The organism is Kribbella aluminosa, from assembly GCF_017876295.1.
Taxonomy (GTDB): Bacteria; Actinomycetota; Actinomycetes; order Propionibacteriales; family Kribbellaceae; genus Kribbella; species Kribbella aluminosa.
The window spans coordinates 2416999-2441878 of the sequence record NZ_JAGINT010000001.1; the positions used below are offsets into that span (position 1 = coordinate 2416999).

Consider the following 24880-nt stretch of genomic DNA (forward strand, 5'->3'; position numbering starts at 1 on the left):
ACTTAGCGGAGGCCGGGGTGCGGTCGCAGGCCCGGGTGGTTCCACGGTGGTAACGATCTGCAATAAACCGGAGCGGACTGTGACCTGTTGATCACCGTCCGCCCGGGTTTGTGCTTCAGTGTCCGGTTGTGCCGGTCCCGCAGCAGCCTCCTGCAGCGATGGTCGCGGCCGTCGGCGGCTCCTTGACCGCGGCCTCGACGCCGGCGAGCATCTGCCGCCGGGCGGCGGGGGAGATGACCCGGCCGCGGGTCACCACGGTGTCGATCCGGCGGCTGTTGCGGATATCGGCCAGCGGGTCCGCATCCAGTACGACGAGGTCCGCGATCTTCCCGGCTTGTACGGCGCCCAGGTCCGCGGTCCGCCCGAGGAACTTGGCCGGCTCGACCGTCGCGGCGTACAGCGCCTGCCGTGGGGTCGCGCCCGCGCCGACCAGGTGCTCCAGCTCGTCGTGCAGCGCGAACCCGGGCACGGAGTACGGCGTACCCGTATCGGTGCCGGCCATGACCGGTACGTCGTGCGCGAACAGCTCCCGGACGAACCGCTGCCGCCACGCCCACATCTGGCGCTGGTGGGAGATCTCCTCCGCGGTGCGGTTCGCGGCGTACATGGTCTGGATCACGTAGTCGTAGGTCCCGATCGAGTCCGCGCTCAGGTACTTCGCCAGCGCCGGGTCGAGCCGGGTGTAGTCGATCTGGTCGAGGACCCTGTGCATGGTCAGCGTCGGCGTCACCCGGGTCCGGTTACGGCGCAGCGTGCCGAACACGTCGGCGGCGCGGGCCGGGCTGTACGTGTTCGCGGCGATCCACTCGATCGGGTGCAGTTGCCGGAACCAGCTGTTGTAGTCGCCGTTCGCGACCTTGATCCCGAGCACCATCCGCCGTACGTCGGCCTCTCGGGTGGACACCGCCAGGCCGAGCGAGTGGATGTGCTCGATGCTGCGCTGGCCGCGGTTGCTGACCTCCGTCGAGGTGACCTCGTCGGGCCCGTGGCCGTGCACGGTCAGGCCGACCTTGCGGGCCTCGTCGATGATCGCCAGCCAGGACTCCCGGCTGAGCCGCGAGTACACCTTGACGAAGTCGGCGCCCTCGGCCTTGACCCGGCGTACGGCGGCCCTCGCATCGGTGGCGCCGTCGACCACGATCACCTTGATCAGGTTCGGGTCCCACAGCGTCGGGTCGCCGTCGATGATGTTGCTGGCGACCACCATCCGCGGACCGAGCAGCGTGCCCGCCTCGATCCGGTCCCGCCAGTCGTACAGCGCCGGGTTCGTACCGGACATCTCCCGGACCGTGGTCAGCCCGTTCGCGAGGTACAAGGGCGGCGAGACCCGCTCGTCGCCGAGGCTGTGGACGTGCATGTCGGCGAGGCCCGGGATGACGTACTTGCCGGCCAGGTCGACCTCCACCGCACCCTGCGGCACCGGAAACCGCCCGACCCCGACGATCCGCTCGCCGCTGATCAGCACTGTTTGATTGGGGTCCCGACGCCCGGTGCTGACGTCGATGACCGTGACGCCGGTCAGCGCGGTGAGCGCGGTGAGCTTCGCGGGCTTCGCCTGGGACGTGGAGGTCGTGGTGAACGTGCCACCCGCGACGATCGCGGCGCCGGCGGCAGTACGGGCGAGAAACTGACGACGAGAACTGTTCATGCCCCTCACTATTGTCCGTGCGGGCTTGGTGGTCAGGGGGGTCAGGCCGTTGGCCCAGGTAGGGAAATGTCTACCGCGGCACGTACTCTTGGTGGCTGTCATGCGTACTTATGAGGTCCGCACCTACGGGTGCCAGATGAATGTCCACGACTCCGAGCGGCTGCGCGGGCTGCTGGAGGATGCGGGCTACGTCCGCGCGCCGGAGGGCGACGACGCCGATGTGGTCGTCTTCAACACCTGCGCGGTCCGCGAGAACGCCGACAACAAGCTGTACGGCAACCTCGGGCACCTGGCGCCGGTGAAGGCCAAGAAGCCCGGCATGCAGATCGCCGTCGGCGGGTGCCTGGCGCAGAAGGACAAGGCGTCGATCGTTCGCAAGGCCCCGTGGGTGGACGTGGTCTTCGGGACGCACAACATCGGGTCGCTGCCGGCGCTGCTGGAGCGGTCCCGGGTCGAGCAGGAGTCGCAGGTCGAGATCCTCGAGGCGCTCGAGGTGTTCCCGTCGACGCTGCCGACCCGCCGCGAGTCGCCGTACAGCGCCTGGGTCTCGGTGAGCGTCGGCTGCAACAACACCTGCACGTTCTGCATCGTGCCGTCGCTGCGCGGCCGCGAGAAGGACCGCCGGCCGGGCGAGATCCTCGCCGAGGTCGAGGCGCTGGTCGCCGAGGGCGTGCTCGAGGTGACCCTGCTCGGGCAGAACGTCAACTCGTACGGCGTGGAGTTCGGCGACCGGTTCGCGTTCTCGAAGCTGCTCCGTTCGTGCGGCTCGATCGACGGCCTGGAGCGGGTCCGCTTCACCTCGCCGCATCCGCGGGACTTCACCGCGGACGTGATCGAGGCGATGGCCGAGACGCCGAACGTGATGCCTTCGCTGCACATGCCGCTGCAGTCCGGCTCGGACGCCGTACTGAAGGCGATGCGCCGTTCGTATCGGCGGGACCGTTATCTGAAGATCATCGAAGACGTGCGGGCGGCCATGCCCGACGCCGCGATCACCACCGACATCATCGTCGGGTTCCCGGGGGAGACCGAGGAGGACTTCCAGGGCACCCTCGACGTGGTCCGGCAGGCGCGGTTCGCGGGCGCGTTCACCTTCCAGTACTCGAAGCGTCCCGGGACGCCGGCCGAGTCGATGGAGAACCAGATCCCGCGGGACGTCGTCCAGGAGCGGTACGAGCGGCTCGTCGCACTGCAGGACGACATGGCCTGGGGCGAGAACAAGGTGCTCGTCGGGCGTTCGGTCGAGGTCCTCGTCGCCGAGGGGGAGGGGCGGAAGGACGCCTCCACCCACCGGCTCAGCGGCCGCGGCGCGGACAACCGGCTCGTCCACTTCGCCGTACCGGAAGGTGTCGAGGCGCCGCGACCGGGTGACATGGCAACGGTCGAGATCACGTACGCCGCTCCGCACCACCTGGTCGCCGACGTGTTCGGTGCGGTACGCCGGACCCGCGCCGGCGACGCGTGGGAACGCGTCCAGGGAGTACCGGCCGCCACGCCCGGCGTCATGCTCGGCATGCCAACGATCGGCGCCCAGCCGATGGAGCCCGCAGCCGGCGGCTGCCAGGTCGGATGAGCCTGCTCGCCCCCGATGCCGAGCCGTTCGCGTTCGGGCGGGACGCGGACATCTACGCGATCGACGAGGACTGGGTCCTGCGGCGGTACCGGAACGGGCACCCGGTCCGCGACGAGGCCGACTTCATGCGGCACGTGGCGCAGTACGGGTATCCGGTGCCGGTGGTCCGCGAGGTGGACGGCGCCGACATGGTCGTGCAGCGGCTCGAGGGGCCGACGCTCGGCGAGGCCGCGATCGCGGGCGAGCTGACCGCGACCGACATCGGGCTGCTGCATGCTGACCTGCACCGCCGGCTGCAGTCGATCCCGGCGCCGAGCGGTACGCCGGGGCTGGTCGTGGTGCACGGCGACCTGCACCCGCTGAACGTGATCTCCACGCCGGACGGGCCGGTCGTGATCGACTGGCGGGATGCCGAGGAGGGGATCGCGGAGTTCGACATCGCGATGTCCGCGATCATCTTCGCGCAGGTGGCGCTCGACCCTTCGTACGCGGACCTCAACACGCTGCTCCGCGACGCGCTGGCGACGTACCTGGCGAACTCGATCGACCCGACCCCTGGCCTCGACGCCGCCCTCGCCCGCCGCGCGGCCAACCGCACGCTGACTGCGGCGGAGCGTGAACTGCTACCGGCTCAGGAAGCGCTGATCCGCGCCCACCTGTGAGCGGTGCGTACCGAAGAACGGGCAGTGGTCTGCCTGCGCAGCCGGCCCGCAGCGTAGAGCGGGCCGCTCGGCGGCGTCAGATCGTGACCACTGCCCGTTCTTCGGTACGGCTCAGGCGTTCAGGAACTCCGACGGCTTGAGCGGACGGGTGACGACGCGGAGCTCGCCGATGTTCCCGGCGAACGCCTGGTCGATCTTGTTGGCGTAGTGGCCAGCCGCAACCAGCCACGGCTTGCCCGCCGTCGCGAGCCCGTTGGACGGGGTCGCCGGGTTGCGCAGCAGCTCCGAGGAGTCGACGTACACGACGCTGTGCCGACCGTCGTTCACGATCGCCAGGTGGAACCACTCGCCCGCCTGCTGCTCGTGACCCCAGTTGGTGAACGTGTCGTTCTTGTCCGCCGGGTACGCCGCCCACTGCACCTGCAGCCCGCCGGAGAACCCGAGCTTGGCGGCCGGCTCGTCCGGGTCGCTCCCCGTCTTGCCCGCGTCGCGCCCGGTGCCGAGCCGGGTGAACAGACCCTCCCACGAGTGGTCCTGCCCGTCGTCGGCGAGCTTCACGAACGCCTCGATCGTGTACCCCTTCGGGAACGTCAGCGCGTTCAGCGGCGCGTTGTCGGCGGTCTTCAGGTACCCGCCGCGCGCCGGGTTCTTCCCGCCGCGGAACTGCCAGCTCGCGTGCCCCGGCTGGTCCGGGTGGTACTCCGTGGACGCGGTCGGCAGGTCGTTGCTGAGCTGCACCCGGGTCAGGTCGTTGCCCTGCCCGGACTGGTCGACCACCTTGTCCGCGACCGGTCCGTCGAAGCGCCAGTACGCCGCCGTACCCGGGATCACGAGCTGCTTCGCCGGACGTGCCGGGCGGACCGGCTCCGGGGCGAACCCGGCGAACCGCCGGGCGAAGTCGATCGGGATGCCGAACCGGTTGGTGTCGTCGCTCAGCTCGATCTCCGCCTCGGCCAGTTCGTTGCGCCGGGCCGGGTCCTGGGCCATGATCCACGGCGAGATCGTCTCGACGTCGATGGTGTTCCGGGCCAGGTCGAAGTGGTACAGCCGGACCATGCCGGAGCCGCCGTAGTACCGGTCCTGGTAGTTGGTGATGTGCAGGTGCACGTCGTTGCCCGCGGCGTTCTTCCGGGTGACCCGGCCGGGCGGCCAGTAGTGCCCGTTGAGCGTGAGGAAGATCTGGTCGCTGTCGTCGACGAGCTGCTCCCAGACGCGGTTGCCGTGGTCGCTGAAGTACGCCACCGGGTTGCCGTGGTCGGCGTTCACGAGTTCGTGGATGGTGAGGATCACCGGGAGCTTCGGATGCTGGGCGATGACGGCGCGCGCCCAGGCGAAGCTCGCGTCCGACGGGCGCCAGTCCATTGCCAGCAGCAACCACTGGCGGCCGGCGGCGCGGAACACGTGGTACGAGTTGTACCCGTTCGCGGTCGATCCGCCGTACGTCGGCATCCAGCGGAACCGCTGCGGGCTGAACGTGTCCAGGTACGGCGACGGGCCGCGGGTGTCGTCCTTCGAGCCGTCGATGTCGTGGTTGCCGGCCAGCACCGAGTACGGGAAGCGGGCGCGGTCGAGGATCCTGAAAACCGGGTCCGCCTTCGCGAACTCGCTCGCCTGCGCGTTCTCGACGACGTCGCCGAGGTGCGCCATGAACACGATGTTCTGTTCGGCGCGCTGGTCGATCAGGTACTTGAACGTCGCGGTCAGCGGCGCGGCGTCACCGCGGTCCTGGTCGAACTGGTACTGCGTGTCCGGGACGACCGCGAGCGTGAACTGCGGGTGCTCGGTGTCGATCCTGCGTGCTGCTTGTGCTGCTTGTGCTGGTCCGGTGGCTGCGGCGTTCCCGGCGCTGAGGGTGCCCGATGCGAGCACAGCACCCGCCCCGATTGCGCCCAGCAACCCGCGCCGACTCGTACCGCCGTACTGCTCGTCCATCGCCCCACGCTCCCAGTCCGTTGACAACGTGGGCACTGTAGAGCGCGGCAGGCGCCCCGGTGGTGAACTCAGGCGAAACCCTGGACGATCACCGCGGGAAGTGCTTCGGCCTTCAACGACCCGAGCACCCGCGCCTCGTGCGGCACGAGCGGGTCGGGGAGGTCGTCCAGCGAGTACCACCCGAGCCCGGCCGCCTTGTCCGGCTCCATGATGGTCGGCTCGCCGGTCCACGTGTCGGTCGTGAAGAAGAAGTCCACCCGCTCGTCGATCGGATCCCCGTTCCCACCGGTCCGGTGCATCGCCGTCACCGCCACCAGCTCCGCCGGGTCGACCTCGATCCCGACCTCCTCCTTCAACTCCCGCACCGCCGCCGCCACCGCCGACTCACCTTGCTCGACATGACCCGCAGGAACCGCCCAGTACCCATCCATGTACCCGGTGTTGGCCCGCAGCAACAACAACACCTCATCCCCCCGCCGCACGACCACATAAGCCGCAGGCACCACCCGAAACCGATCCATACCCCAGACCCTAAACACCTCCACCGACACCCAGCCGCCCGCCCAAGGGACACCGCTGCGCGGCGGCTGTCTGTTGCCGCCTTCGGCGGGGTGCGCGTGAGGTGGCGTCGAATGTGATCTGGCCGCGCCGCGTGCGACGATGCAAACGGTCAGGCGCATGTCCGCGAGGACCACTCGCCAGCAGGCCGTCACCAGCGAGATTCTCCTTGCTGGTAAGGGATTCCGGCCCATCAGTCGGGCCGTCGCCGATTTGCCTGTGACCATGTCGTGATCTACAATAGAACACATGTTTGATACTGATCTGGACGATCTCTCGACCGCGGATGTGATGTCTCAGGACTTCGGTGACAGTTCTGCATCAGGACATCGGTGACAGTCGATGTCTCAGGACTTCGGTGACGTTTGGGGTTTGTCGGTGTGTGGTCCGGGTGGTCTGCCGTTGCCGACGTAGGCGGTGCCGGGTGCGGGTCGGGTGTGTTCGATGAGGATCTCGCCTTGGAGGTCGGTGACGGTGATCGTGTCGCCGGTCTTGTTGCCGTTGGTGATGACGAGGACGTGCTGGAAGCCTCGTCGCCCGTCGACCATGTACTGGGTCTTGTCCAGGTAGAGGGCGCCGTTGCTGGTCAGCGTCTTCACGACGGTGTCGTCGGGCAGGTCTGTGGGTGCTGGTGCGGGGGCGGGTCGGGGCCGGCTGGCGGGACGGCGGATCAGGTCGTGGGTGGGGCGGGGTGCCTCGGCCTTCGCGGTGGTCTGCCAGGCGGTCAGTGGTGTGATGCGGCCGGGTAGGCCTTGGTGGGGACGTTGGGTGTTGTAGATGTGGTCGAAGGCGTCGACCTGGGTCTGTAACTGGTCCAGGTCGGCGGCGAGTGGCTGTTTGTCGAGGTAGCGGAACAGGGTCTGGTGGAAGCGTTCGTTTTTGCCCTGGGTGGTGGGTTTGTAGGGCTTGCCGGTGATCGGTTCGACGCCGAGGGCCATGACGTGGACGACGAGTTGGCCCAGGAGTCCGCGGCGTGACGGGTTGAGCGCGATCCCGTTGTCGGACAGCAGCCGTTGCGGCACGCCGTGAGCGGTCATGGCCTTGTCGAACACGACGATCGCGGCCTCGGCGGTCTCGCCCCACGCGACGTGGGAGGCGAGTGCGTAGCGGGAGTGGTCGTCGATGAGCTGGAAGATCACGCATTTGCGCCCGCGGGTGAGCACGTACTCGGTGGCGTCGAGCTGCCAGCAGGCGTTCGGGGCTGGATACACGAACCGGCGCCATGCCGCCCTCGGCTTCTTGCGCGGTTCCAGCCGCGCCACGCCGGCCCGCCGGAAGATCCGGGCCAGTGACGCGACCGACGGCACCTGGTCCAGGCCCATTGCGTGCATCTTGTCGTGCACGCTGATCGGGCCGCAGTCCAGCCCCGACTGCTCGAGTGCAGCCCGGACCCCGATCGCCTGCCGCTCGACCTCGTCGGTCAGCTTCGACGGGCTCGACTTCGGTCGCCGCGACCTCGGCTCCAACGCTGCCGCGGGCCCGTCAGCCAGGGCGCGCCGCCGGATCTCGTAGAACGTCTTGCGCGAGATGCCGTGCTCGGCGCAGAACGTCGAGACCGCCCCGCGAGGCGCATCAGACGGCCACTGCGTGATCGCGAGACGGACACGAGGATCGATGGGTTCATTGGCAGCCACCGCCCGAGCCTCGGGGCGGAAGTGTCACCACCAAGAATCCTTGCAGTGTCACCGATGTCCTGATGCAGAACTGTCACCTATGTCCTGAGACATAACATCTCTCGACCGCGGACCTGCTCGCCGCGGCCGCCGAGTACGCCCACGATCAAGAACAAGCCGCCGTCGGCATCCTCCGCACCACCCTCGTCTTCGCCGACCGCAATGCCATCGTCGAATGGCCCGGCCGCGACCCGCTCCCCGGCTACGAACGACTGCGCGTCTACGGCGGCGAAGGCTGCCCCGGCGTCGCCGAGTTCGCCACGATCGAGCTCGGCGCAGTCCTCGGCATCTCCTCCGGCGCCGCCGCCTCCCTGCTCGGCGAAGCCCTCGCCCTGCGGCACCGCCTCCCGCGGGTCTGGGCTGCGGTGCTGTCCGGGAACGCGGTCGCCTGGCGTGCCCGCAAGATCGCCCACGCCTGCCTGAGCCTGTCGATCGAGGCCGCCGCAATCGTCGACAGCCACGTCGCCGGCATCGTCAACACCGTGACCCCCGGCCGGCTGAAGAAGATCGTCACCGCCGCGGTCTGGGCAGCCGACCCCGAACGGGCCCAGGCCGCCGCCGAAGCCACCGCCAAAACCCGCGGCGTGTTCGTCGCCCAATCCGACCCCGACGACGACCACGGCACCAAACGCATCTGGATCCGCGCCGCGACCGGCGCCGTCATCCGCTTCGACGCCACCATCGACGACCTCGCCAACGCCTTGAAGACCCTCGGCGACACCGACACCCTCGACGAACGCCGCGCCAAAGCCGTCGACTGGATCTCCGACCCCGCCGCTGCCGACAAACTCCTCCACGTTGCCCGCCACCTCGCCCGCACGCAAACAACCAAGCCGCCACAGTCCGCACCGGACCCAGCAGCCCACTCCGCCCAGCACGACCGCGGCGAGGCAGTGGCTGAAGACGAAGCCGTCACTGCGGGCGAGCCCGTCTCGTACGGCGAGCCGCCGCACGATGCCGAGGCTGTCGGTGACGACCCGGCCACGACCGATCACCCCGACGAGTACGAGGGGTACGCCCCAGCCGCTGATGACATCGATGACATCGACAGTGCATGCAGCGCGGACAGTGCATACGGCGCGTCCGCCGCGGACGACACCCGTGGCACTGACGGTACGCGCGACGACGACAGTCCGTACGACGACAGTCGGTATGACCCGTACGACGACATTCGGTATGACCTGGACAGTCGGTACGACCCGGACGACCCGGACGACCCGGACGACCCGGACGACCCGGACGACCCGGACGGTGCGGACGGTGCGGACGGTGCGGACGGTGCGGACGGTGCGGACGGTGCGGACGGTGCGGACGGTGCGGACGGTGCGGACGGTGCGGACGGTGCGGACGATGTGAGCGATCTGGACGGTGCGGGTGCTGGGCACGCGTTTACGCGACTGGCGCTGGCGGACACCCTCGAGGCACGGCTGGCCGCCATCAAACGCGACAGCACCGGCCTCGCCGCGGGCAGTGGGCCGCGGACACGGCACACGCTGTACGTGCACCTCACCGACAAGACCCTCGCCACCGGCACCGGCGTACTCCGAGTCGAAGAACACGGGCCACTACTCGCTGGCCAACTGAGCGAACTGCTCGGACACGACCAGGTGATCGTCAAACCCGTCATCGACCTGCACGACCAAGTCAGCGTCCACAACTACGAGATCCCCGACCGGATCCGCGAACGAGTGCGGCTACGACATCCCGTCGAGATGTTCCCGTACGGCGCCGCCGAGGCAACACCCCGAATGGACCTCGACCACATCACCCCGTACAACCACGCGACCCCAGACCACGTGACCCCAGGCCACGCCGCCCCGGGGGACGCCAACCTGGACGACCTGAGACCGGACGACCTCGGTCCGGGCAACACCAGCCCGGTTCACCCCAGCCGCATGCGCCATGTCGGCGGATTCGGCACTGGTGGACGATTCGACTCCACCAGTCCAGCGAGTCCAGCCAGTCGGACAGGTATGCCTGGAGGTGCCAGACCACCGGCACCGACCGGATCGCCAGGGCAGACCGGGCAGACCGGGCAGACCGGTGTTGACAACCTCATACCGCAAGGGCGACTTCACCACCGCGCCAAAACCTTCGGCGGCTGGCGGAACCGGCGCCTGCCCGGTGGAGGGATCGAGTGGATCAGCCCTCACGGGTTCGTCTTCCTGGTCGACCACACCGGAACCCACCGGCTCACATCTGGACGGAGCGGCAGCTGAAGGCCCCGCGACGAGGCGCCTTCGGCGCCGTAGGCCGTGACGCGGGGGCTGACCGGTCGATCCGGGTATCACGCGCGGCTCGTCGTTGCTCTGTGTAGGGAGGCGTCGGATCTGGGGGTGCGTGTGTTCTACGTTCGGAGTTCCGTCAAGGCTGGGCCGTTTCGATTCTCGGTGGGCAAGTCCGGGCTTGGAGTCAGTGCGGGCGTGCCAGGCTTCCGAGTCGGAAGTGGGCCGCGTGGCAACTACGTCCGTATCGGTGGCTCCGGCGTGAGCTACCGGGCGACGTTGTCGCCCGCGCCGAACGTGCAGCCTCCCCGAGCAGCTGTGCCGGTCGTCCGAGAGTCGGCTCGGGTTGAGATGGAGGACGCTACGGGGCTGACGTCGATGGCCCTTGTGCCGACCGGGAGCGGAGACATCGTCCGGCAGTTGAACGCGGCTGCGGCGCGGCACGGGTGGGGCTGGCCAACGACGATTGTGGCTTTCGTTCTGGGCCTCTTGACGATGCCCTTCGGGGTGATGGTGTGGTTGCTGGCGATCCCACTGTGCTGGTGGCTGTTCCTTCGGGACAAGGCGCGCAGGACCGTCGTCCTGTTCTATGACGTCAACGACCAGCCGGCTGCTTGGTTCGATTCGTTCGTCGGTATGTGGCCATGGCTGACGCAGTCGGCCAAGCTCTGGCGAGAAGTGCAGAACGGCCGCGTTCAGACCACCTATCAGCACAAGACCAACGCCGGTGCCAGCAACCTCGTCAGCAGGTTGTCTGCCGTTGCCGGTCTCAAAGGTCCACGCCACCTTGCGACGAACATCGTGGTTCCGTCTCTTACTGCCGGCAAATCCAGTCTGTACTTTCTTCCGGACCGTGTTCTGGTCTGCGATCACAAGCGTTACAGCGACGTGAGTTACTCCCACCTCCGTGCCGACGGATACCGGCAGCGCTTCATCGAGACGCCGGGGCATCTCCCGAAGGATGCTGAACAGGTCGATCAGACATGGCAGTACGTCAACGTCAAAGGTGGTCCTGACCGTCGGTATTCCAATAATCCGGTGCTTCCGGTCATGCTGTACGGCCAGGTCGACCTCAGCAGCCTTGAGGGGTTGGACTGGCGGCTGCAGATCTCTCGCGCGCAGGCCGCGGCGCACCTCGCAGAGGTGCTGGCTGCCGTGCCTCGGGTGCCGGGTTAGAGCGTTTTTGTCATGACGCAGTGGTTTTTGCCCTTGGGGCGTTGGTAGGTGAAGCCGGCTTCGGTGAAGAGGGTGCGGGTGCCGTTGTAGAGGAAGGAGGCGGTGATCTTCTTGCCGGCTGTGTCTTGGGGGTAGGCCTCGATCAGGCCGCCGCCGGATTGGGCGATCAGGGAGAGGGCTCCCGTCAGGGCGACGGTGGAGACGCCTTGGCGGCGGTAGTTGCGGTCGGTGAAGAAGCAGGTGAGGCGGTAGTCGGGCAGACGTTCCAGGCCGGCTTCGTACTCCTTGCGGTGGTAGATGTTCGGCAGCTCGTCCGGCGTCCCGTACTCGAGCCACCCGACGGCCCGCCCCCCGTCGAACACCAACGCCGCATGCGCCCGCCCGTCGACGACCAGGCGGTGCTTCGCCTCACGGTTGCTCGACGCGTCGAACGTCTTCTCGTGGCGCGTCGTGTGGAACCACGTGCACCAGCAGCCGCCCCAGACCCCGTTGTGCCGTTCCGCGAGCGCCGCGAACGCGTCCCAGGTATCGGGCGACAGCGCCCGGACAGTCAGCCCTTCGACCATGTGGCGAGCGTACGACGGCATCCGGACGATCCGCGTCCGGAAACCTCAGATCGTGTACGTCGACCCAGGTGCGGCGTACTCGACCGATCCGTCGTACCGTGTCCCCGGAGTACACGAGTGAGCCGCTGGCCTCCAGCCGGACAGCGAACGCGGGCAGCCCGTGCTCCACAGCGCGACGTCAGCTGGACAGCGCCGACCGTCGTCGGGCGTCAGGTCCGCGTACAGCGCGCCGTAGTACGCCGTCAGCAGGTCGGCGCTGTGGTCGGCGTGCAGGTGTGAGATCCAGAGCGCGTCGAGCTCGTCCAGCCGGGTGAGGCGTTGCAGCGGTCCGAGGGGTGCCGGTGGCGGCGTCCATCCAGATGCGCGTGTCGCCGGCGGTCACCAGGTAGCCGGAGCACGGGTTGGCGGCGGCCGGGTACGGCGTCGCGGACCCGAGCGCAGTCAACTGAAGGCCGTTCATGCTAGGGCACGAAGAAGGGCCGCAAGCTCCGGGCTTGCGGCCCCTCCCGGGTGCATCGTCAGGCGGACGGCTTGTCCGGGATGTCGTCGTTCTGGCCGTCCAGGTTGTCCAGGCCGTCCTTGGCCTTCTCGACGCCCGTGTCGATCTGGTCGCCGTACTTGCCGCCGGTCTTCTCGTCGACGAAGTCACCGGCCTTGTCCAGGCCTTCGCCGACCTTGTCGCCGTGGCCGTCGACCAGATCGGCGGCCTTGTCCTTCAGCTCCTCGGCCTTGCCCTTGAACTTGTCGAAGATGCCCATCACGGGGCTCCCATTCCTGCGTAGTTAGGTGCTTACAGACAGCTAGCGGCGATCTTCGCACTGCCTACCGGAACTGGGGAACCGCCGCGAGTGCCGTACCCGTAACGATGCGGAAACGGCTACTACTCTATGTCGCCGCCGCTGTCCGTGGTCCCGCCGCCGGACTCGATGTCCCCGCCGGACTCGATGTCGCCCCCGGAGTCGGTGCCGTCGCCCGGCTTGCCGTCGGCCGCGAGCTCGATGTCGCCCCCGCTCTTGCGCGACTCGATGTCACCACCGCTCTTCTTGGCGGCGGTCAGGTTCTCGGCGTCCTCGGGCTGGTCCTTCGCCGACTCTTCGTCGAACGGATTCGTCACTTGATGTCCTCCCGTAGAAATGTCACAACCCCATGGTTCCTACCGAACTTTCCGGGTCATCCACAAGACTGGTCTGCACCTCTTGGCGAACTCTGAATCCGGCACTGCCAGACTGGAGCGATGCCTGCACCACTCGTCGTCGCGGTCGTCGGTCCCACCGCGGCCGGCAAGTCCGACCTCGCCGTTGCCCTGTCCGAGCGCCTGGGCGGCGAGGTCGTGAACGCCGACGCCATGCAGGTGTACCGCGGGATGGACGTCGGTACGGCGAAGATCACCGACGCCGAGCGCCGCGGCGTACCGCATCATCTGCTGGACATCCTGGACGTCACCGAGACCGCGACCGTCGCGGAGTTCCAGGAGCTCGCCCGGGCCGCGATCGACGACTGCCTGAACAGGCAACGGGTGCCGGTCCTGGCCGGCGGCTCCGCGCTGTACGTGCGGGCGATCCTCGACGACTTCGTGTTCCCTGGCACCGACCCCGACGTACGCGCCCGCCTGGAGGCCGAGCTGGAGGCGCACGGCTCCGGCGCCCTCCATCAACGGCTGGCCGAGGTGGACCCGACGGCGGCCGCGCAGATCCTGCCGAGCAACGGCCGCCGGATCGTCCGGGCGCTCGAGGTCGTCGAGATCACCGGCGGCCCGTACGTCGCGACGCTGCCCGAGCACCGCTACGTGTACGACGGCGCGATCCAGCTCGGGCTCGACGTACCGCGGCCGGTTCTCGACGAGCGGATCGACCGCCGGGTGGACCGGATGTTCGACGCCGGATTCGTGGCCGAGGTGCGAGGTCTGCTGGACAAGGGTTTGATTGAGGGCAAGACCGCCAACCGCGCACTCGGATACTCGCAGGTGATCGCGTTGCTGAACGGTGAGATCGACGAAGCCCAGGCCCGGGAACGGACCGCGCAGGCCACCCGCCGGTTCGCGCGCCGGCAGGACTCGTGGTTCCGTAAGGACCAACGCATCACCTGGCTGCCGTACGATGCGCCCGACCTGCTCGCGCGGGCACTCGAAGTGATAGCCGGAGGCAACCGCGAGCCCGCCGCCGGCGTAGTCGAGGTGAACACCGGGATCGTCGATGCGAGGGGGTGACCGTGAGGCCGAGTTCCGCGAGTACCTGATCGCGGACCGCACTCGACTGATGCGTACGGCGTTGCTGCTCACCGCGGGAGATGTGCACACCGCCGAGGATCTGGTCCAGACCGCCTGCACGCGGGTCTATGTGCACTGGCACCGGATCAAGCACGAAGGCGCCGGCCCGTACGCCCACCGCATCCTGGTCAACGCCTTCCTCGACGAACGCCGCCGGGCCGGCCGCCACCCGGAGGTGGTGACCGCGGACACGCTCGAGCCGCGACTGAGCGACGTACCGGACCAGGCGGACACCCTGGCGGTCCGGGACGCGCTGCTGGACCTCGCGCCGCGGCAGCGGGCGGTCCTGGTGCTGCGGTACTTCCAGGACCTCGACGTCGCGACCTGCGCGCGCATCCTGGAGTGCACCGAAGGCACCGTGAAGAGCCAGACAGCGAAGGCGCTGAAACGCCTCAAGGAACTGATGACGGAAGAGACGGGGAGTAGCTGAGACCGCCGATGGACGAGGTCAAGAAACTGCTGGAGGGATTCGCGGACCGCGCGGCCGACGGGCTGCCGGACGCGGACATCGACGCGGACGTCAGCCGCGGCCGCCTCGCGCTGCGCCGGATCAAGCGCCGCCGCCGGGTCACCGGGGTGCTCTGCATCGCGGCCGCATCGGCTCTCGTGCTCGCGATCGGCAACCAGGTGAAGTGGTGGGGGAGCGGCAGCGAGGTGGCCGGCGGGACAGTCCAGCCGGAGACCGTCGCCTCGGCCGCCAACCCGTCGTCCGCACCGCCGGCCCGGCCGAGCTCGAACCGGACGATCTCGGAGTTCGGTGCGCCGGTCGTCGAGCTGGTCGCGAACCAGCAGCCGTGGAGCACGATCGACTGCAGCCTCGCCCCGAAGGGCTGGACGGCCGAGTCGCCGATCGCGGCCAGCCACGTGGTGCTGTCGCAGCCGGAGATGCGGACCGCGGACACCGCGGCGAAGGTGATCCTGCAGGCGGCCCCGCAGGCGCGCGCCCTGTCGCACCCGCGGGTCACCGACGCGGGCGGCAAGACCTTCCACATCGGCACCCTCGACGGCCGCCTCACCGCGCAGGTGAAGCTTCCGAGCCAGTGGCTGCTGGTGTCGTTCCCTTCCGGCACGGTCGAATGGCCGGACGACGCGGTCCAACGCTTCCTCGACTCCTGCACCGTGCGGTAAGAAGACCTAGTGAAGAAGCTGATCGCCTCTCTGTCCGCAGGAACCCTCGTTCTCACCGCCTTCACCGCGACCACCAGCGCTCAGGCCCAGGCGCCGACCAGACAGCCGGTCTCGATCGGGTACGGCGGCGCCGTGTCGTCGGTCGATCCGGACGCGACGAACATCGGTCTCGACGTACTGCGTCGTGGTGGTAACGCCGTCGACGCGGCCGTCGCGACCGCCGCCGCGCTCGGCGTCACCGAACCGTACTCGGCCGGTATCGGCGGCGGCGGGTACTTCGTGTACTACAACGCCAAGAGCCACAAGGTGACCACGATCGACGGCCGCGAGACCGCGCCCGCGACGATGCCGTCCGACGCGTTCATGAACAAGTCGACGAACCAGCCGTACCCGTTCGCGCAACTGGTGACGTCCGGCGTCTCGATCGGCGTACCCGGGACCCTCGCCACCTGGAACAGCGCCCTGAAGCAGTGGGGATCGCTGTCGCTCGGCAAAGCGTTGAAGCCGGCCGCGGAGCTGGCCGAGCGTGGCTTCGTCGTCGACCCGACGTTCCGCCTGCAGACGCTGGAGAACAAGGACCGCTTCTCGCAGGTCGTGCCGACCGCCAAGCTGTTCCTTCCGAACGGCGACGCGCCGCAGGTCGGCTCGCTGTTCAAGAACCCCGAGCTCGCCGCGACGTACACGCTGATCGGCCGGCAAGGACCGTCGGTGTTCTACCGCGGCCCGCTCGCGGGTGAGATGGCAGCCGTCGCGAAGAACCCGCCGAAGACGCCCGGCGCCACGCTGCCGTTCTTCCCCGGGTACCTGCGGGCGAGCGACCTCGCGGCGTACGGCGCGATCGACCGTGCACCGACGAAGGTCCGGTACGACGGTCTGGAGGTCTACGGGATGCCCCCGTCGTCATCCGGCGGCAGCACGGTCGGCGAGGCGCTGAACATCCTGCAGTCGCAGCACCTGGCGCAGATGTCCACCACGCAGGCGCTGCACACGTACCTCGAGGCGTCGGCGCTCGCCTTCGCCGACCGGGGTGCGTACGTCGGCGACCCGGCGTACGTCGACGTACCGCTGAAGGAGCTGTTGTCGAAGGGCTTCGGGGCCGAGCGGTCCTGCTTGATCGACCCGCAGAAGGCGGCGACCAAGCCGGTGCCGGCGGGCTCGCCGGACGGGAAGTACTCGCGCTGCGGCAAGGGCAGTGCGGTCGACCAGCGCCCGGACACCGAGGGACGGTCGACGACGCACCTGGTGACTGCTGACAAGTGGGGCAACGTGGTCTCGTACACGCTGACCATCGAGCAGACCGGCGGCAGCGGGATCACCGTGCCGGGCCGGGGCTTCCTGCTCAACAACGAGCTCACCGACTTCTCGGCGGTGCCGGACCCGAAGGACCCGAACATCGTCGAGGCCGGCAAGCGGCCGCGGTCGTCGATGTCCCCGACGATCGTGCTGCGCGGCGACAAGCCGTACATCGCGATCGGTTCGCCGGGTGGTTCGACGATCATCACGACCGTCCTGCAGACGCTGACGAACCGGTTGGACCGCGGTATGACGCTGCCGCAGGCGATCGCGGCCCCGCGGGCGTCGCAGCGCAACACCGCGTCGGTGACGGCGGAGCAGTCGTTCATCGACAAGTACGGCGCCGCCCTGGCACCGTACGGGCACACGTTCACACCGGCCGGTGCGCCGGGGAGTTCGGCGGCCGAGATCGGTGCGGTCGCGGCGCTCGAGTTCCTGCCGGGTGGTGCGATTCTCGCGGCGGCAGAACCTACCCGGCGGGGTGGGGGAGCGGCCGGAGTAGTCAGAGAGAGGTGATGATCGCGGCGACCAGGGCTGCTCGTTCGGCCAGGGTCGCCGCGATCACCTGCTCGTGGACGGCGTGGGCGCCCTTGCCCACCGGCCCCAGGCCGTCCAACGTTGGGATACCCAACCATCCGGTGAGGTTCGTGTCGGCGGCGCCGGACGCGGGCGCGCCGCCGATCTTCTGTCCGACCGACCGCCCGGCCTCGACCACCTTCGCCAACAGTTCGTCGGTTCCGGGCGACGGCTGCCAGGCCGGACGGTTCGACAAGATGCGCGTCTGTACCTGGGCGTCGCGGACCGGCCGGAGTCCGGCGATCGCCTCCAGGACCGACCGCTCGGTCTCCGGATCCATGAACCGGAATCCGACGTCGGCGGCGGCTGCGCCCGGTACGACGTTCGTCCGCCCGCCGCCGGTGATCGTGCCGACGTTGCACAGCACGTGCTCGTGCGCGGCGACCACTCGTCGGACGGCGATCAACTGGTCGACGAGCTCGTCGATCGCGGAGACCCCGCTGTCCGGATCCAGTGCGGCATGCGCCTCACGGCCGGCGACCTCGATCCGGACCCGCGTACTGCCCCAGCGCGAGGTCTTCAGGCCGCCGTCCGGATGCGGCGGCTCGAACCCGAAGGCGGCGTACACACCCTCGGCCTCGGTCGTCACGAGTGCGCGGGCCGACGGCGAACCGACCTCCTCGTCCGCGACCACCACGATGCGCAGCGGCCGGTGCTCGCTGCCGGCGACCTGTTCGAGGGCGGTCTCCAGGACGACCAGGCCGCCCTTCATGTCGAAGACGCCCGGGCCGTGGATGACCCCGTCCGCCTCGTGCCACGGCATCGGGCCGTCGAGCTGCCCGATCGGCCAGACGGTGTCGTGGTGCGCGAGGAACAGTAGCGGAGCCTCGTCCGGGCGGCCCGGGAAGTCCGCCACCAGGTGGTCGCCGGTCGGGTGCTGCTCGCGGCGGACGGTCGCGCCGAGGTCGGCGTACCGCGTCGCCAGCCGGTCGGTGAACGCGTTCAGCGCGGCCGCGTCACCGGTCGGCGTCTCCACGCCGACGTACTCCTGGAGTCGCTCGATCATCATGGATAGTCAACGTATCATCATCCGATCGACGGCTGGCCAGAGTTCTCCGAATGCGGCTATGGTCAGGATATGAATCGTATCTCTGAGGTGGGCTTCCGTGCGGTCTCGCTCACCACGGCGTCCCGGTTCGCCGAGGCGTCGGAGTTGTACCGCGGGGTGTTCGGCTACCTGGACCCGGCGTACGGCCTGAATCCGCGGCTGCTCGGGGCGCTCGCGAGCAACGGCGGCTCGGTGGTCGGCATCCTCGACGAGAGCGATCAGCTGGTCGCGTTCGCGTACGGCTTCTGCGCGACCGACCGGCGCGGGTTCTACCACTACTCGCAGTCCGCGGTGGTGGCCGCCGGGCAGCAGGGGCACGGCCTGGGCCGGATGCTCAAGCATGCCCAGAAAGAAGTTGCCCTCAGCCACGGAATGTCGCGGATGCGCTGGACGTACGATCCGGCCCAGATCCGCAACGCCCACTTCAACCTCGACGTGCTCGGCGCCCGCGGGCGCTGGTACGCGCCGGACATGTACGGTCCCGGCACCGACCGCGTCGTGGTCGAGTGGGACCTGACCCGCGAGCAGCCGTCGACCCCGACTCCGGTGGCCGAGTTGGCCGTGCCAACGACCGACCTCCGCGGTTCGTTCGAGGAGCTGCTGGGGAAGGGCCTCGTCGCCGTGTCCTGCCAGGGGCGCCCCGACGGTACTGGCGTCTACTGCTTCGCGGCGGCCGACGATGCGTGACAACCGCGAGCTCACGAGCCCTCAGGAGCGGTACGACGCCCGCCTGCAACGGCGCTCGTCGACGCTGCTGCAGCGCCGCGTGGTCGAGCAGGAACGTGCCTCGATCGACGAGGCGCTGGACCAGATCCGCACCGACGGGTCGATCGCGCAGGCGGCCGCCCGGATCGTCGCGGCCCGCCGGCGGTTCATCATCGGCTCCGCGAAGTCGTTCTCGTACGCGTCGCTGCTCGCCTTCGACCTCGGCGCGGGCCTCTCGCAGGTGACGCTGGTCGACGGCACCGTGGAGCGTGGCGTCGACGTCCTGGCCGACGTCCGGTCGAACGACCTGATGGTCGCGTTCTCGTTCCGGCGGTACCGGCGCGACACGGTCGAGATCGCGCGCCGGTTCGCGGAGGCCGGCGGGGAGCTGGTCGCGATCACGGACTTCGAGGACGCGCCGCTGGCGAAGGTCGCCGACCAGAGCATCTACGTCGCCACCGGGAGCGCGTCGTACGTCGACTCGCCGACCGTCGTCGCCTCCGTGCTGCACGTCCTCGCCACGCTGACCACCGCCAGTGCGAAGGGCGCGCGGCGGCGGCTGGTCGAGCGGGATCGGCTGAACACGGAGCTGGGGTTGTATGTCAACTGAGCTGAAGGTTGTCGCGGCCCGGCTGCACCGGGTGCGGATGCCGCTGGTGCACGAGTTCCGGACGAGCTCGCATCGCAAGGCGTTCCTCGACCACATCCTGGTCGAGTTGGAGGACGCGTCGGGTGCGATCGGCTGGGGCGAGATCGCCTCGTCCTCCGACCCGTACTACGCACCGGAAACGGTCGAGTCCTGCTGGCACATCGCGTCGAAGTACCTGCTGCCCGCGGTGCTCGACCGCTCGTGGACCCGCCCCGCGGACCTGGCAGGCGCCTGGTCGAAGATCCGCGGCAACCAGTTCGCCAAAGCAGGCGTGGACACAGCCGCCTGGGTCCTCTGGGCAGAATCGCGACAGCTGCCGCTGGCAACTGTTCTAGGAGGTACGCGGAGCGAGGTTGTCGCGGGGGTGTCGCTGGGGATCGAGCCGACGATCGACGACCTGCTCGTACAGGTGCAGCACCAGGTGGACGCCGGCTACCCGCGGGTGAAGCTGAAGATCGCGCCCGGATGGGACGTCGAACCTGTCCGGGCCGTGCGTTCGACGTACCCGAAGCTCGATCTGCACGTCGATGCCAACGGCATCTACACCGCCGACGACCTCGCGCACCTGCAGCAGTTGGACGGGTTCGAGCTGACGATGATCGAGCAGCCCTTCGCGCCTCGCGACCTGCTCACCCACGCTCGCCTGCAGACCATGATCTCAACCCCGGTCTGCCTCGACGAGAGCATCGAGACGCTCGCCGACCTGGAGACCGCGCTCCAGCTGGAGGCCCTGGAGGTGCTCAACATCAAGGTGTCGCGGATGGGCGGTCTGACCGTGGCGCGGGCGGCGCACGATCGGGCGCGGGAGGCCGGGATTCCGGTCTGGTGTGGCGGCATGCACGAGTTCGGCGTCGGCCGGCTCGCGAACGTCGCGCTATCCAGCCTCGCCGGCTTCACCCTCCCATCGGACGTGTCCGCCTCGGAGAAGTACTACGCCCGGGACGTCGTCGAGCCCGCCGTGACCGCTGTCGACGGGGTCGTCCAGGTACCTGACGGGCCAGGGCTCGGGCATCAGGTCGACCGGGAGTTCGTCACCGCGAACACGGTCGACGAACTGACTCTCCGCCCAGGACAGGAGTGACTCGATGCGCCTCGCGCTGATCGGCGGCCTGATCGCCGACGGTACTGGCAGCGAACCGCGGCCCGGGACGGTACTGGTCGAAGGCGGCCGCATCAGTGCGGTGCTGCCACCCGCCGAGCCGGTCTCCGAAGCCGAGGTAATCGATGCCACGGGCAACATTGTGGCACCGGGGTTCATCGATCTGCACTCACACGCGGATTTCAGTCTCGGTACAAGTCCGGGCGCGGCGTCGCAGCTCGCGCAGGGCGTCACCACGCTGGTCGCCGGGAACTGCGGATGGTCGCCGTTCCCGGTCACCGACCTGGAAACCCTCAAGGCCGGTACGGCGTTCCTCGGGCCGCGGCACGGCTGGTCGTGGACCGATCTGGCGGGCTTCGCTGCAACGTTGGAACCGGCGGTCAACCTGGCGCTGCAGGTCGGCCACTGCACGCTCCGGATCGCCGCGATGGGCACCGCTCAGCGGGCACCGTCAGCTGCTGAACTGCGGCTGATGCAGGACCTGCTGCGGTCGGCTGCCGACCAGGGAGCGGTCGGCTTCTCCACGGGCCTGATCTATGCACCCGGCACCTATGCGTCGCCCGAGGAAGTCGCGGCGTTGGCCCTGGAACACCTCGGCCAGGTGACCGACGTGGACCTGGGCTGGGACGCCTACCCCTACACCGCCACCAACACGACCCTAACCACCCGCCTCCCGGCGTGGGCCCTCTCCGGCAACACGCTTCTCGACCGGCTTACTGATCCTGCCGAGCGGGCGCGGATCGCCGAGGCTCTGCGGGGCGACGTACTGCTCTCACCGGACACGGTTGTGATCGCATCCCTCCCGCCCGGGCCGTACGAGGCCTGTCGTGGGCTGAGCCTCACCGAGATCGCCCGCCGCGACGGCGTCGACGCCGCCGAGGTCGTGCTTCGCATCCTCGAGTCCCACCAGGCCGCGGTCAGCGTCGTCAACCACGCGATGCGCGAGGAGGACGTGACCGCAGTCCTGGAACACCCGCGCACAGCGATCGCCAGCGACGGCTGGATCATGGACGCGACCGGCCCCGGGCACCCGCACCCGCGCAACTTCGGCACCTTTCCCCGAGTCCTCGGCCACTACGCCCGCGACCGTCAACTGTTCGCCGTGTCGGAGGCGATCCGCCGCATGACCTCACTCCCGGCATCCCGCCTCGGCTGGGCGGACCGCGGCGTGCTCCGGCCCGGCGCGATCGCGGACCTCGTCGTCCTGGACGCGGACCAGATCGCCGACAAGTCGACGTACGACGATCCGTGGCAACCGTCCGTCGGGGTGACGCACGTCCTGGTCGCCGGCCAACCGGTTCTCTCCAACGGCGCCCCGACCGGCCGCCGTCCTGGTCGGATCATCGGCTTTGGCGACTGAGATGTACCAGGTCGATTACCTGTCCAGCTGATGCTATTTCTTCAACCGCTTCGGAGCGTCCGGCAGCGGCGTAGGAGCGGTCGGCTCGTCGTCCGCCTCGGACTCCAGCCAGCCGTCGTACTCGCTCAGCAACGCGTCCAGTTCGCCGCGGTCGACGTCGTGGAGCACGACGAGCCACGGGTGATCCTCGTCGTCGTCCTCCCCGTGGAACCGTCCGCGGCGTACCTCCCCGCCCAGCCGTTCGGCGACGTCCGCGGCGTCCTCCCGCTCCCAGAAGTACGCGATCATCCCCAAACGGTACGACCTGGACGGGCCCGCCGTACGCTTGGCGCCATGAGTACCTTTTCCTGGGTGAAGGGTCACGGCACGGAGAACGACTTCGTGATCCTGCCCGACCCGGACGGTTCGGTGCACGGCGAGCTGGACACTGCCGTGGTCCGGTTCCTCTGCGACCGGCACGCGGGGCTCGGCGCGGACGGCGTACTGCGGGTGATCCAGGGCGGCAAGCAGTCGTACGTCGAGGACGGCGGCGACTGGTTCATGGACTACCGGAACGCTGACGGTTCGATCGCGGAGATGTGCGGGAACGGCGTCCGGGTGTTCGTGAAGTACCTCGCCGAGGCGGGCTTGATCGACGGCAAACCGGTCCGGGTCGGTACCCGCGCCGGCGTCAAGGAGGTCGCGCAGAACGACGACGGCACGCTGACCGTCGACATGGGCGCCCCGAAGCTCCCCGCCGCGGCCGGGGTCGTGGTCGAGGCCAACGGTCATCAGTGGCCGGCCCTGCACGTCGACATGGGCAACCCGCACGCGGTCGCGTTCGTCGACAGCCTGGCCGAGCCGGGCAACCTGTGCGACCAGCCCACGTGGACGCCGACGGAGGCGTTCCCGCAGGGCGTGAACGTCGAGTTCGTCGTACGGCGGGACGCACACGACGTCCAGATGCGGGTCCACGAGCGCGGCGCGGGGGAGACCCGCTCCTGCGGAACGGGTACGTGTGCGGTAACCGTGGCCGCGGCACGCCAGGCGCGGGACGAGCTGCCGGTGACGTATCGGGTCGGCGTACCGGGTGGTGAGGTGACGGTGACGTGGCGTGCGGACAACCATCTGGAGCTGACCGGTCCGGCCGTCCTGCACGCGCGCGGGGAGTTCGACCGCGCCTGGTTGGGAATCTGACCCCTGCGTGGGGCGTTGACTGCTGTAAACGGGTCGCTTGTACTTGAGGCCCGTGCCACCATGGAAGGTATATGACGACCCAATCAAAGTTGTACGACGAGACCTCCGACGTCGAACTCGACCTCTTAGAGGGCGATGACTCCGGCGATTCGTTGAAGGGTCACGATTCCGAGCGGACCACCGAGGGCCTCGACCTCGAAGAGCGCCAGGCGCTCCGCCGCGTGGTCGGCATGTCGACCGAGCTGACCGACATCAGCGAGGTCGAGTACCGCAAGCTGCTGCTGGAGCGGGTGCTGCTGGTCGGCGTCTGGACCGAGGGCAGCGCCGAGGACGCGGAGAACTCGCTGGCCGAGCTGAAGTTGCTCGCCGAAACGGCGGGCTCCGAGGTCCTGGACGGCGTGATCCAGCGCCGGAAGAAGCCGGACCCGGCGACCTTCATCGGCTCCGGCAAGGTGTCCGACCTGCGCAACCTGGTCGCGTCGCTGGGCGCGGACACCGTGATCGCGGACGGCGAGCTGGCGCCTGCGCAACTGCGCAACCTCGAGGACAAGCTCAAGGTCAAGGTGGTCGACCGGACCGCGCTGATCCTGGACATCTTCGCGCAGCACGCGAAGAGCAAGGAAGGCAAGGCCCAGGTCGAGCTGGCGCAGCTGCAGTACATGAAGCAGCGCCTGCGTGGTTGGGGTGGCAACCTGTCCCGCCAGGCCGGTGGACGCGTCGGCGCGGCCGGTGGCGGTATCGGTGGCCGTGGTCCCGGTGAGACCAAGATCGAGACCGACCGGCGCCGGATCAACACCAAGATCGCCAAGCTCCGCCGGTCGCTCAAGAACATGAAGAGCACCCGCTCGACGATGCGCCAGGAGCGCCGCCGGAACCTGGTTCCCTCGGTCGCGATCGCGGGCTACACCAACGCCGGCAAGTCCTCGCTGCTGAACCAGCTCACCGGCGCGGGCGTTCTGGTCGAGGACGCGCTGTTCGCGACCCTGGACCCGACCACCCGCCGTACGACGACCTCGGACGGCCGCGTGTTCACGCTGACCGACACGGTCGGGTTCGTCCGGCACCTCCCGCACGACATCGTCGAGGCGTTCCGCTCGACGCTGGAGGAGGTCGCCGATGCGGACCTGCTGCTGCACGTGGTGGACGGTTCGCACCCGGACCCGATCGCGCAGATCCAGGCGGTCCGCGAGGTGCTGGCCGAGATCGACGCGACCGACGTACCGGAGATCGTGGTGATCAACAAGGCCGACGCCGCCGACCCGCTCGCGCTGGCGCCGATCCTGCACCGCGAGCCGAACGCGATCGTGGTCTCGGCCCGGACCGGCGAAGGCATGGACAAGCTCCGCGAGCTGATCGAGGGCGCCCTGCCGCAGCCGCACGTCCTGGTCGACGTCCTGCTCCCGTACGAGCGCGGCGACCTGGTCTCCCGGATCCACTCCGAGGGCTCGGTCGAACAGCTCGAACACACCGCTGACGGCACCCGCATCACCGGCCGCGTCCACCCGGCCCTAGCCGGCGACCTGACGCGGTACCACCAGTAAGCTCCACCACTTGCGTCCGAAGATCT

At 69.0% G+C, this 24880-nt stretch carries 24 protein-coding genes and 2 pseudogenes; 16 read left to right on the forward strand and 10 right to left on the reverse strand.

The window, feature by feature from the left end; all coding sequences use genetic code 11:
- Positions 1-115 precede the first annotated feature (115 nt).
- Positions 116-1648 carry an amidohydrolase family protein gene (locus tag JOF29_RS11820; RefSeq protein WP_209694240.1) on the reverse strand — a complete coding sequence of 511 codons (1533 nt, stop codon included), beginning with the start codon at positions 1646-1648 and terminating at the stop codon, positions 116-118.
- A gap of 100 nt (positions 1649-1748) precedes the next feature.
- Here JOF29_RS11820 and miaB point away from each other — a divergent pair, with 100 nt between their 5' ends.
- Positions 1749-3221, forward strand: coding sequence for a tRNA (N6-isopentenyl adenosine(37)-C2)-methylthiotransferase MiaB (miaB, locus tag JOF29_RS11825; RefSeq protein ID WP_209694241.1), 1473 nt, complete (start codon positions 1749-1751; stop codon positions 3219-3221).
- On the forward strand, positions 3218-3883 hold the full coding sequence (locus tag JOF29_RS11830) for a phosphotransferase (RefSeq protein ID WP_209694242.1): 666 nt from the start codon (positions 3218-3220) through the stop codon (positions 3881-3883). The genes miaB and JOF29_RS11830 overlap by 4 nt, the downstream gene beginning before the upstream one ends.
- A 111-nt stretch (positions 3884-3994) precedes the next feature.
- Here the strand turns inward: JOF29_RS11830 and JOF29_RS11835 are convergent, their stop codons facing one another.
- The 4 genes and pseudogenes from JOF29_RS11835 to JOF29_RS42930 all read right to left on the reverse strand — a co-directional run bounded on the left by JOF29_RS11835 (position 3995) and on the right by JOF29_RS42930 (position 8387).
- Entirely contained in the window at positions 3995-5842 is a 1848-nt protein-coding gene (locus JOF29_RS11835) for a LamG-like jellyroll fold domain-containing protein (protein ID WP_245357545.1), read from the reverse strand.
- A 41-nt stretch (positions 5843-5883) separates the two neighbouring features.
- Complete coding sequence (locus JOF29_RS11840; RefSeq protein ID WP_209694243.1) at positions 5884-6336, reverse strand: NUDIX hydrolase; 453 nt, start codon at positions 6334-6336, stop codon at positions 5884-5886.
- Positions 6337-7068: 732 nt separating this feature from the next.
- Positions 7069-8007 (reverse strand): annotated as a pseudogene (locus tag JOF29_RS11845) (integrase core domain-containing protein); the annotation flags it as partial.
- Between the two features lie 77 nt (positions 8008-8084).
- A complete protein-coding gene (locus JOF29_RS42930) occupies positions 8085-8387 on the reverse strand; it encodes a hypothetical protein (RefSeq protein ID WP_245357546.1) in 303 nt (100 codons plus the stop codon).
- Between JOF29_RS42930 and JOF29_RS11850 the strand changes: the two genes are divergently transcribed.
- From JOF29_RS11850 to JOF29_RS11855, 3 genes and pseudogenes are all read left to right on the forward strand, one after another.
- A complete protein-coding gene (locus JOF29_RS11850) occupies positions 8358-10265 on the forward strand; it encodes a hypothetical protein (RefSeq protein WP_344749732.1) in 1908 nt (635 codons plus the stop codon). The two genes, JOF29_RS42930 and JOF29_RS11850, sit on opposite strands and share 30 nt — an antisense overlap.
- Before the next feature lie 123 nt (positions 10266-10388).
- Positions 10389-10532: pseudogene (locus JOF29_RS45910) on the forward strand (DUF4236 domain-containing protein); the annotation flags it as partial.
- Positions 10533-11447: a hypothetical protein gene (locus JOF29_RS11855; protein ID WP_245357548.1), complete on the forward strand. Its 915-nt coding sequence runs from the start codon at positions 10533-10535 to the stop codon at positions 11445-11447.
- On the opposite strand, the gene JOF29_RS11860 is transcribed toward JOF29_RS11855, so the two are convergent.
- A complete protein-coding gene (locus JOF29_RS11860) occupies positions 11444-12013 on the reverse strand; it encodes a GNAT family N-acetyltransferase (protein WP_209694245.1) in 570 nt (189 codons plus the stop codon). The genes JOF29_RS11855 and JOF29_RS11860 overlap by 4 nt on opposite strands.
- Here JOF29_RS11860 and JOF29_RS44430 point away from each other — a divergent pair.
- On the forward strand, positions 12012-12134 hold the full coding sequence (locus tag JOF29_RS44430) for a hypothetical protein (protein WP_281067222.1): 123 nt from the start codon (positions 12012-12014) through the stop codon (positions 12132-12134). The genes JOF29_RS11860 and JOF29_RS44430 overlap by 2 nt on opposite strands.
- 397 nt (positions 12135-12531) lie before the next feature.
- On the opposite strand, the gene JOF29_RS11865 is transcribed toward JOF29_RS44430, so the two are convergent.
- Together JOF29_RS11865 and JOF29_RS11870 are read right to left on the reverse strand one after the other, a co-directional pair.
- The gene (locus JOF29_RS11865; protein WP_209694246.1) at positions 12532-12771 is read right to left on the reverse strand and encodes an antitoxin; all 240 of its coding nucleotides are present in this window, start codon (positions 12769-12771) and stop codon (positions 12532-12534) included.
- 122 nt (positions 12772-12893) lie between these two features.
- A complete protein-coding gene (locus JOF29_RS11870; RefSeq protein ID WP_209694247.1) occupies positions 12894-13127 on the reverse strand; it encodes a hypothetical protein in 234 nt (77 codons plus the stop codon).
- Between the two features lie 120 nt (positions 13128-13247).
- Between JOF29_RS11870 and miaA the strand changes: the two genes are divergently transcribed.
- From miaA to ggt, 4 genes are read left to right on the forward strand one after another with little or no spacing between them, the layout of a single operon-like run.
- The gene (gene miaA, locus JOF29_RS11875; protein WP_209694248.1) at positions 13248-14219 is read left to right on the forward strand and encodes a tRNA (adenosine(37)-N6)-dimethylallyltransferase MiaA; all 972 of its coding nucleotides are present in this window, start codon (positions 13248-13250) and stop codon (positions 14217-14219) included.
- A complete protein-coding gene (locus tag JOF29_RS11880; RefSeq protein ID WP_209694249.1) occupies positions 14206-14709 on the forward strand; it encodes a SigE family RNA polymerase sigma factor in 504 nt (167 codons plus the stop codon). Before miaA ends, JOF29_RS11880 begins: the two co-directional genes overlap by 14 nt.
- A gap of 8 nt (positions 14710-14717) precedes the next feature.
- Complete coding sequence (locus JOF29_RS11885) at positions 14718-15407, forward strand: hypothetical protein (protein ID WP_209694250.1); 690 nt, start codon at positions 14718-14720, stop codon at positions 15405-15407.
- Positions 15408-15416: 9 nt separating this feature from the next.
- Positions 15417-17216: a gamma-glutamyltransferase gene (gene ggt / locus JOF29_RS11890; RefSeq protein WP_209694251.1), complete on the forward strand. Its 1800-nt coding sequence runs from the start codon at positions 15417-15419 to the stop codon at positions 17214-17216.
- On the opposite strand, the gene JOF29_RS11895 is transcribed toward ggt, so the two are convergent.
- Entirely contained in the window at positions 17203-18285 is a 1083-nt protein-coding gene (locus tag JOF29_RS11895; RefSeq protein WP_209694252.1) for a M20/M25/M40 family metallo-hydrolase, read from the reverse strand. The genes ggt and JOF29_RS11895 overlap by 14 nt on opposite strands.
- Positions 18286-18354: 69 nt before the next feature.
- On the opposite strand from JOF29_RS11895, the gene JOF29_RS11900 reads away from it, so the two are divergent.
- Genes JOF29_RS11900 through JOF29_RS11915 form a run of 4 tightly spaced genes read left to right on the forward strand, consistent with a single transcriptional unit; the run spans position 18355 to position 22137 of the window.
- Positions 18355-19011: a GNAT family N-acetyltransferase gene (locus tag JOF29_RS11900; RefSeq protein ID WP_209694253.1), complete on the forward strand. Its 657-nt coding sequence runs from the start codon at positions 18355-18357 to the stop codon at positions 19009-19011.
- Complete coding sequence (locus tag JOF29_RS11905) at positions 19004-19639, forward strand: MurR/RpiR family transcriptional regulator (RefSeq protein ID WP_209694254.1); 636 nt, start codon at positions 19004-19006, stop codon at positions 19637-19639. The genes JOF29_RS11900 and JOF29_RS11905 overlap by 8 nt, the downstream gene beginning before the upstream one ends.
- Positions 19629-20759, forward strand: coding sequence for an o-succinylbenzoate synthase (gene menC, locus JOF29_RS11910; protein ID WP_245357549.1), 1131 nt, complete (start codon positions 19629-19631; stop codon positions 20757-20759). Before JOF29_RS11905 ends, menC begins: the two co-directional genes overlap by 11 nt.
- A gap of 4 nt (positions 20760-20763) precedes the next feature.
- The gene (locus JOF29_RS11915; protein WP_209694255.1) at positions 20764-22137 is read left to right on the forward strand and encodes an N-acyl-D-amino-acid deacylase family protein; all 1374 of its coding nucleotides are present in this window, start codon (positions 20764-20766) and stop codon (positions 22135-22137) included.
- A 33-nt stretch (positions 22138-22170) separates the two neighbouring features.
- On the opposite strand, the gene JOF29_RS11920 is transcribed toward JOF29_RS11915, so the two are convergent.
- Positions 22171-22425, reverse strand: a complete 255-nt coding sequence (locus JOF29_RS11920) for a hypothetical protein (RefSeq protein WP_209694256.1) — start codon at positions 22423-22425, stop codon at positions 22171-22173.
- 45 nt (positions 22426-22470) lie between these two features.
- Here JOF29_RS11920 and dapF point away from each other — a divergent pair, with 45 nt between their 5' ends.
- The gene (gene dapF / locus JOF29_RS11925; protein ID WP_209694257.1) at positions 22471-23313 is read left to right on the forward strand and encodes a diaminopimelate epimerase; all 843 of its coding nucleotides are present in this window, start codon (positions 22471-22473) and stop codon (positions 23311-23313) included.
- Positions 23314-23384: 71 nt separating this feature from the next.
- Positions 23385-24854, forward strand: a complete 1470-nt coding sequence (hflX, locus tag JOF29_RS11930; RefSeq protein ID WP_209694258.1) for a GTPase HflX — start codon at positions 23385-23387, stop codon at positions 24852-24854.
- The last annotated feature ends 26 nt before the right edge of the window (positions 24855-24880 follow it).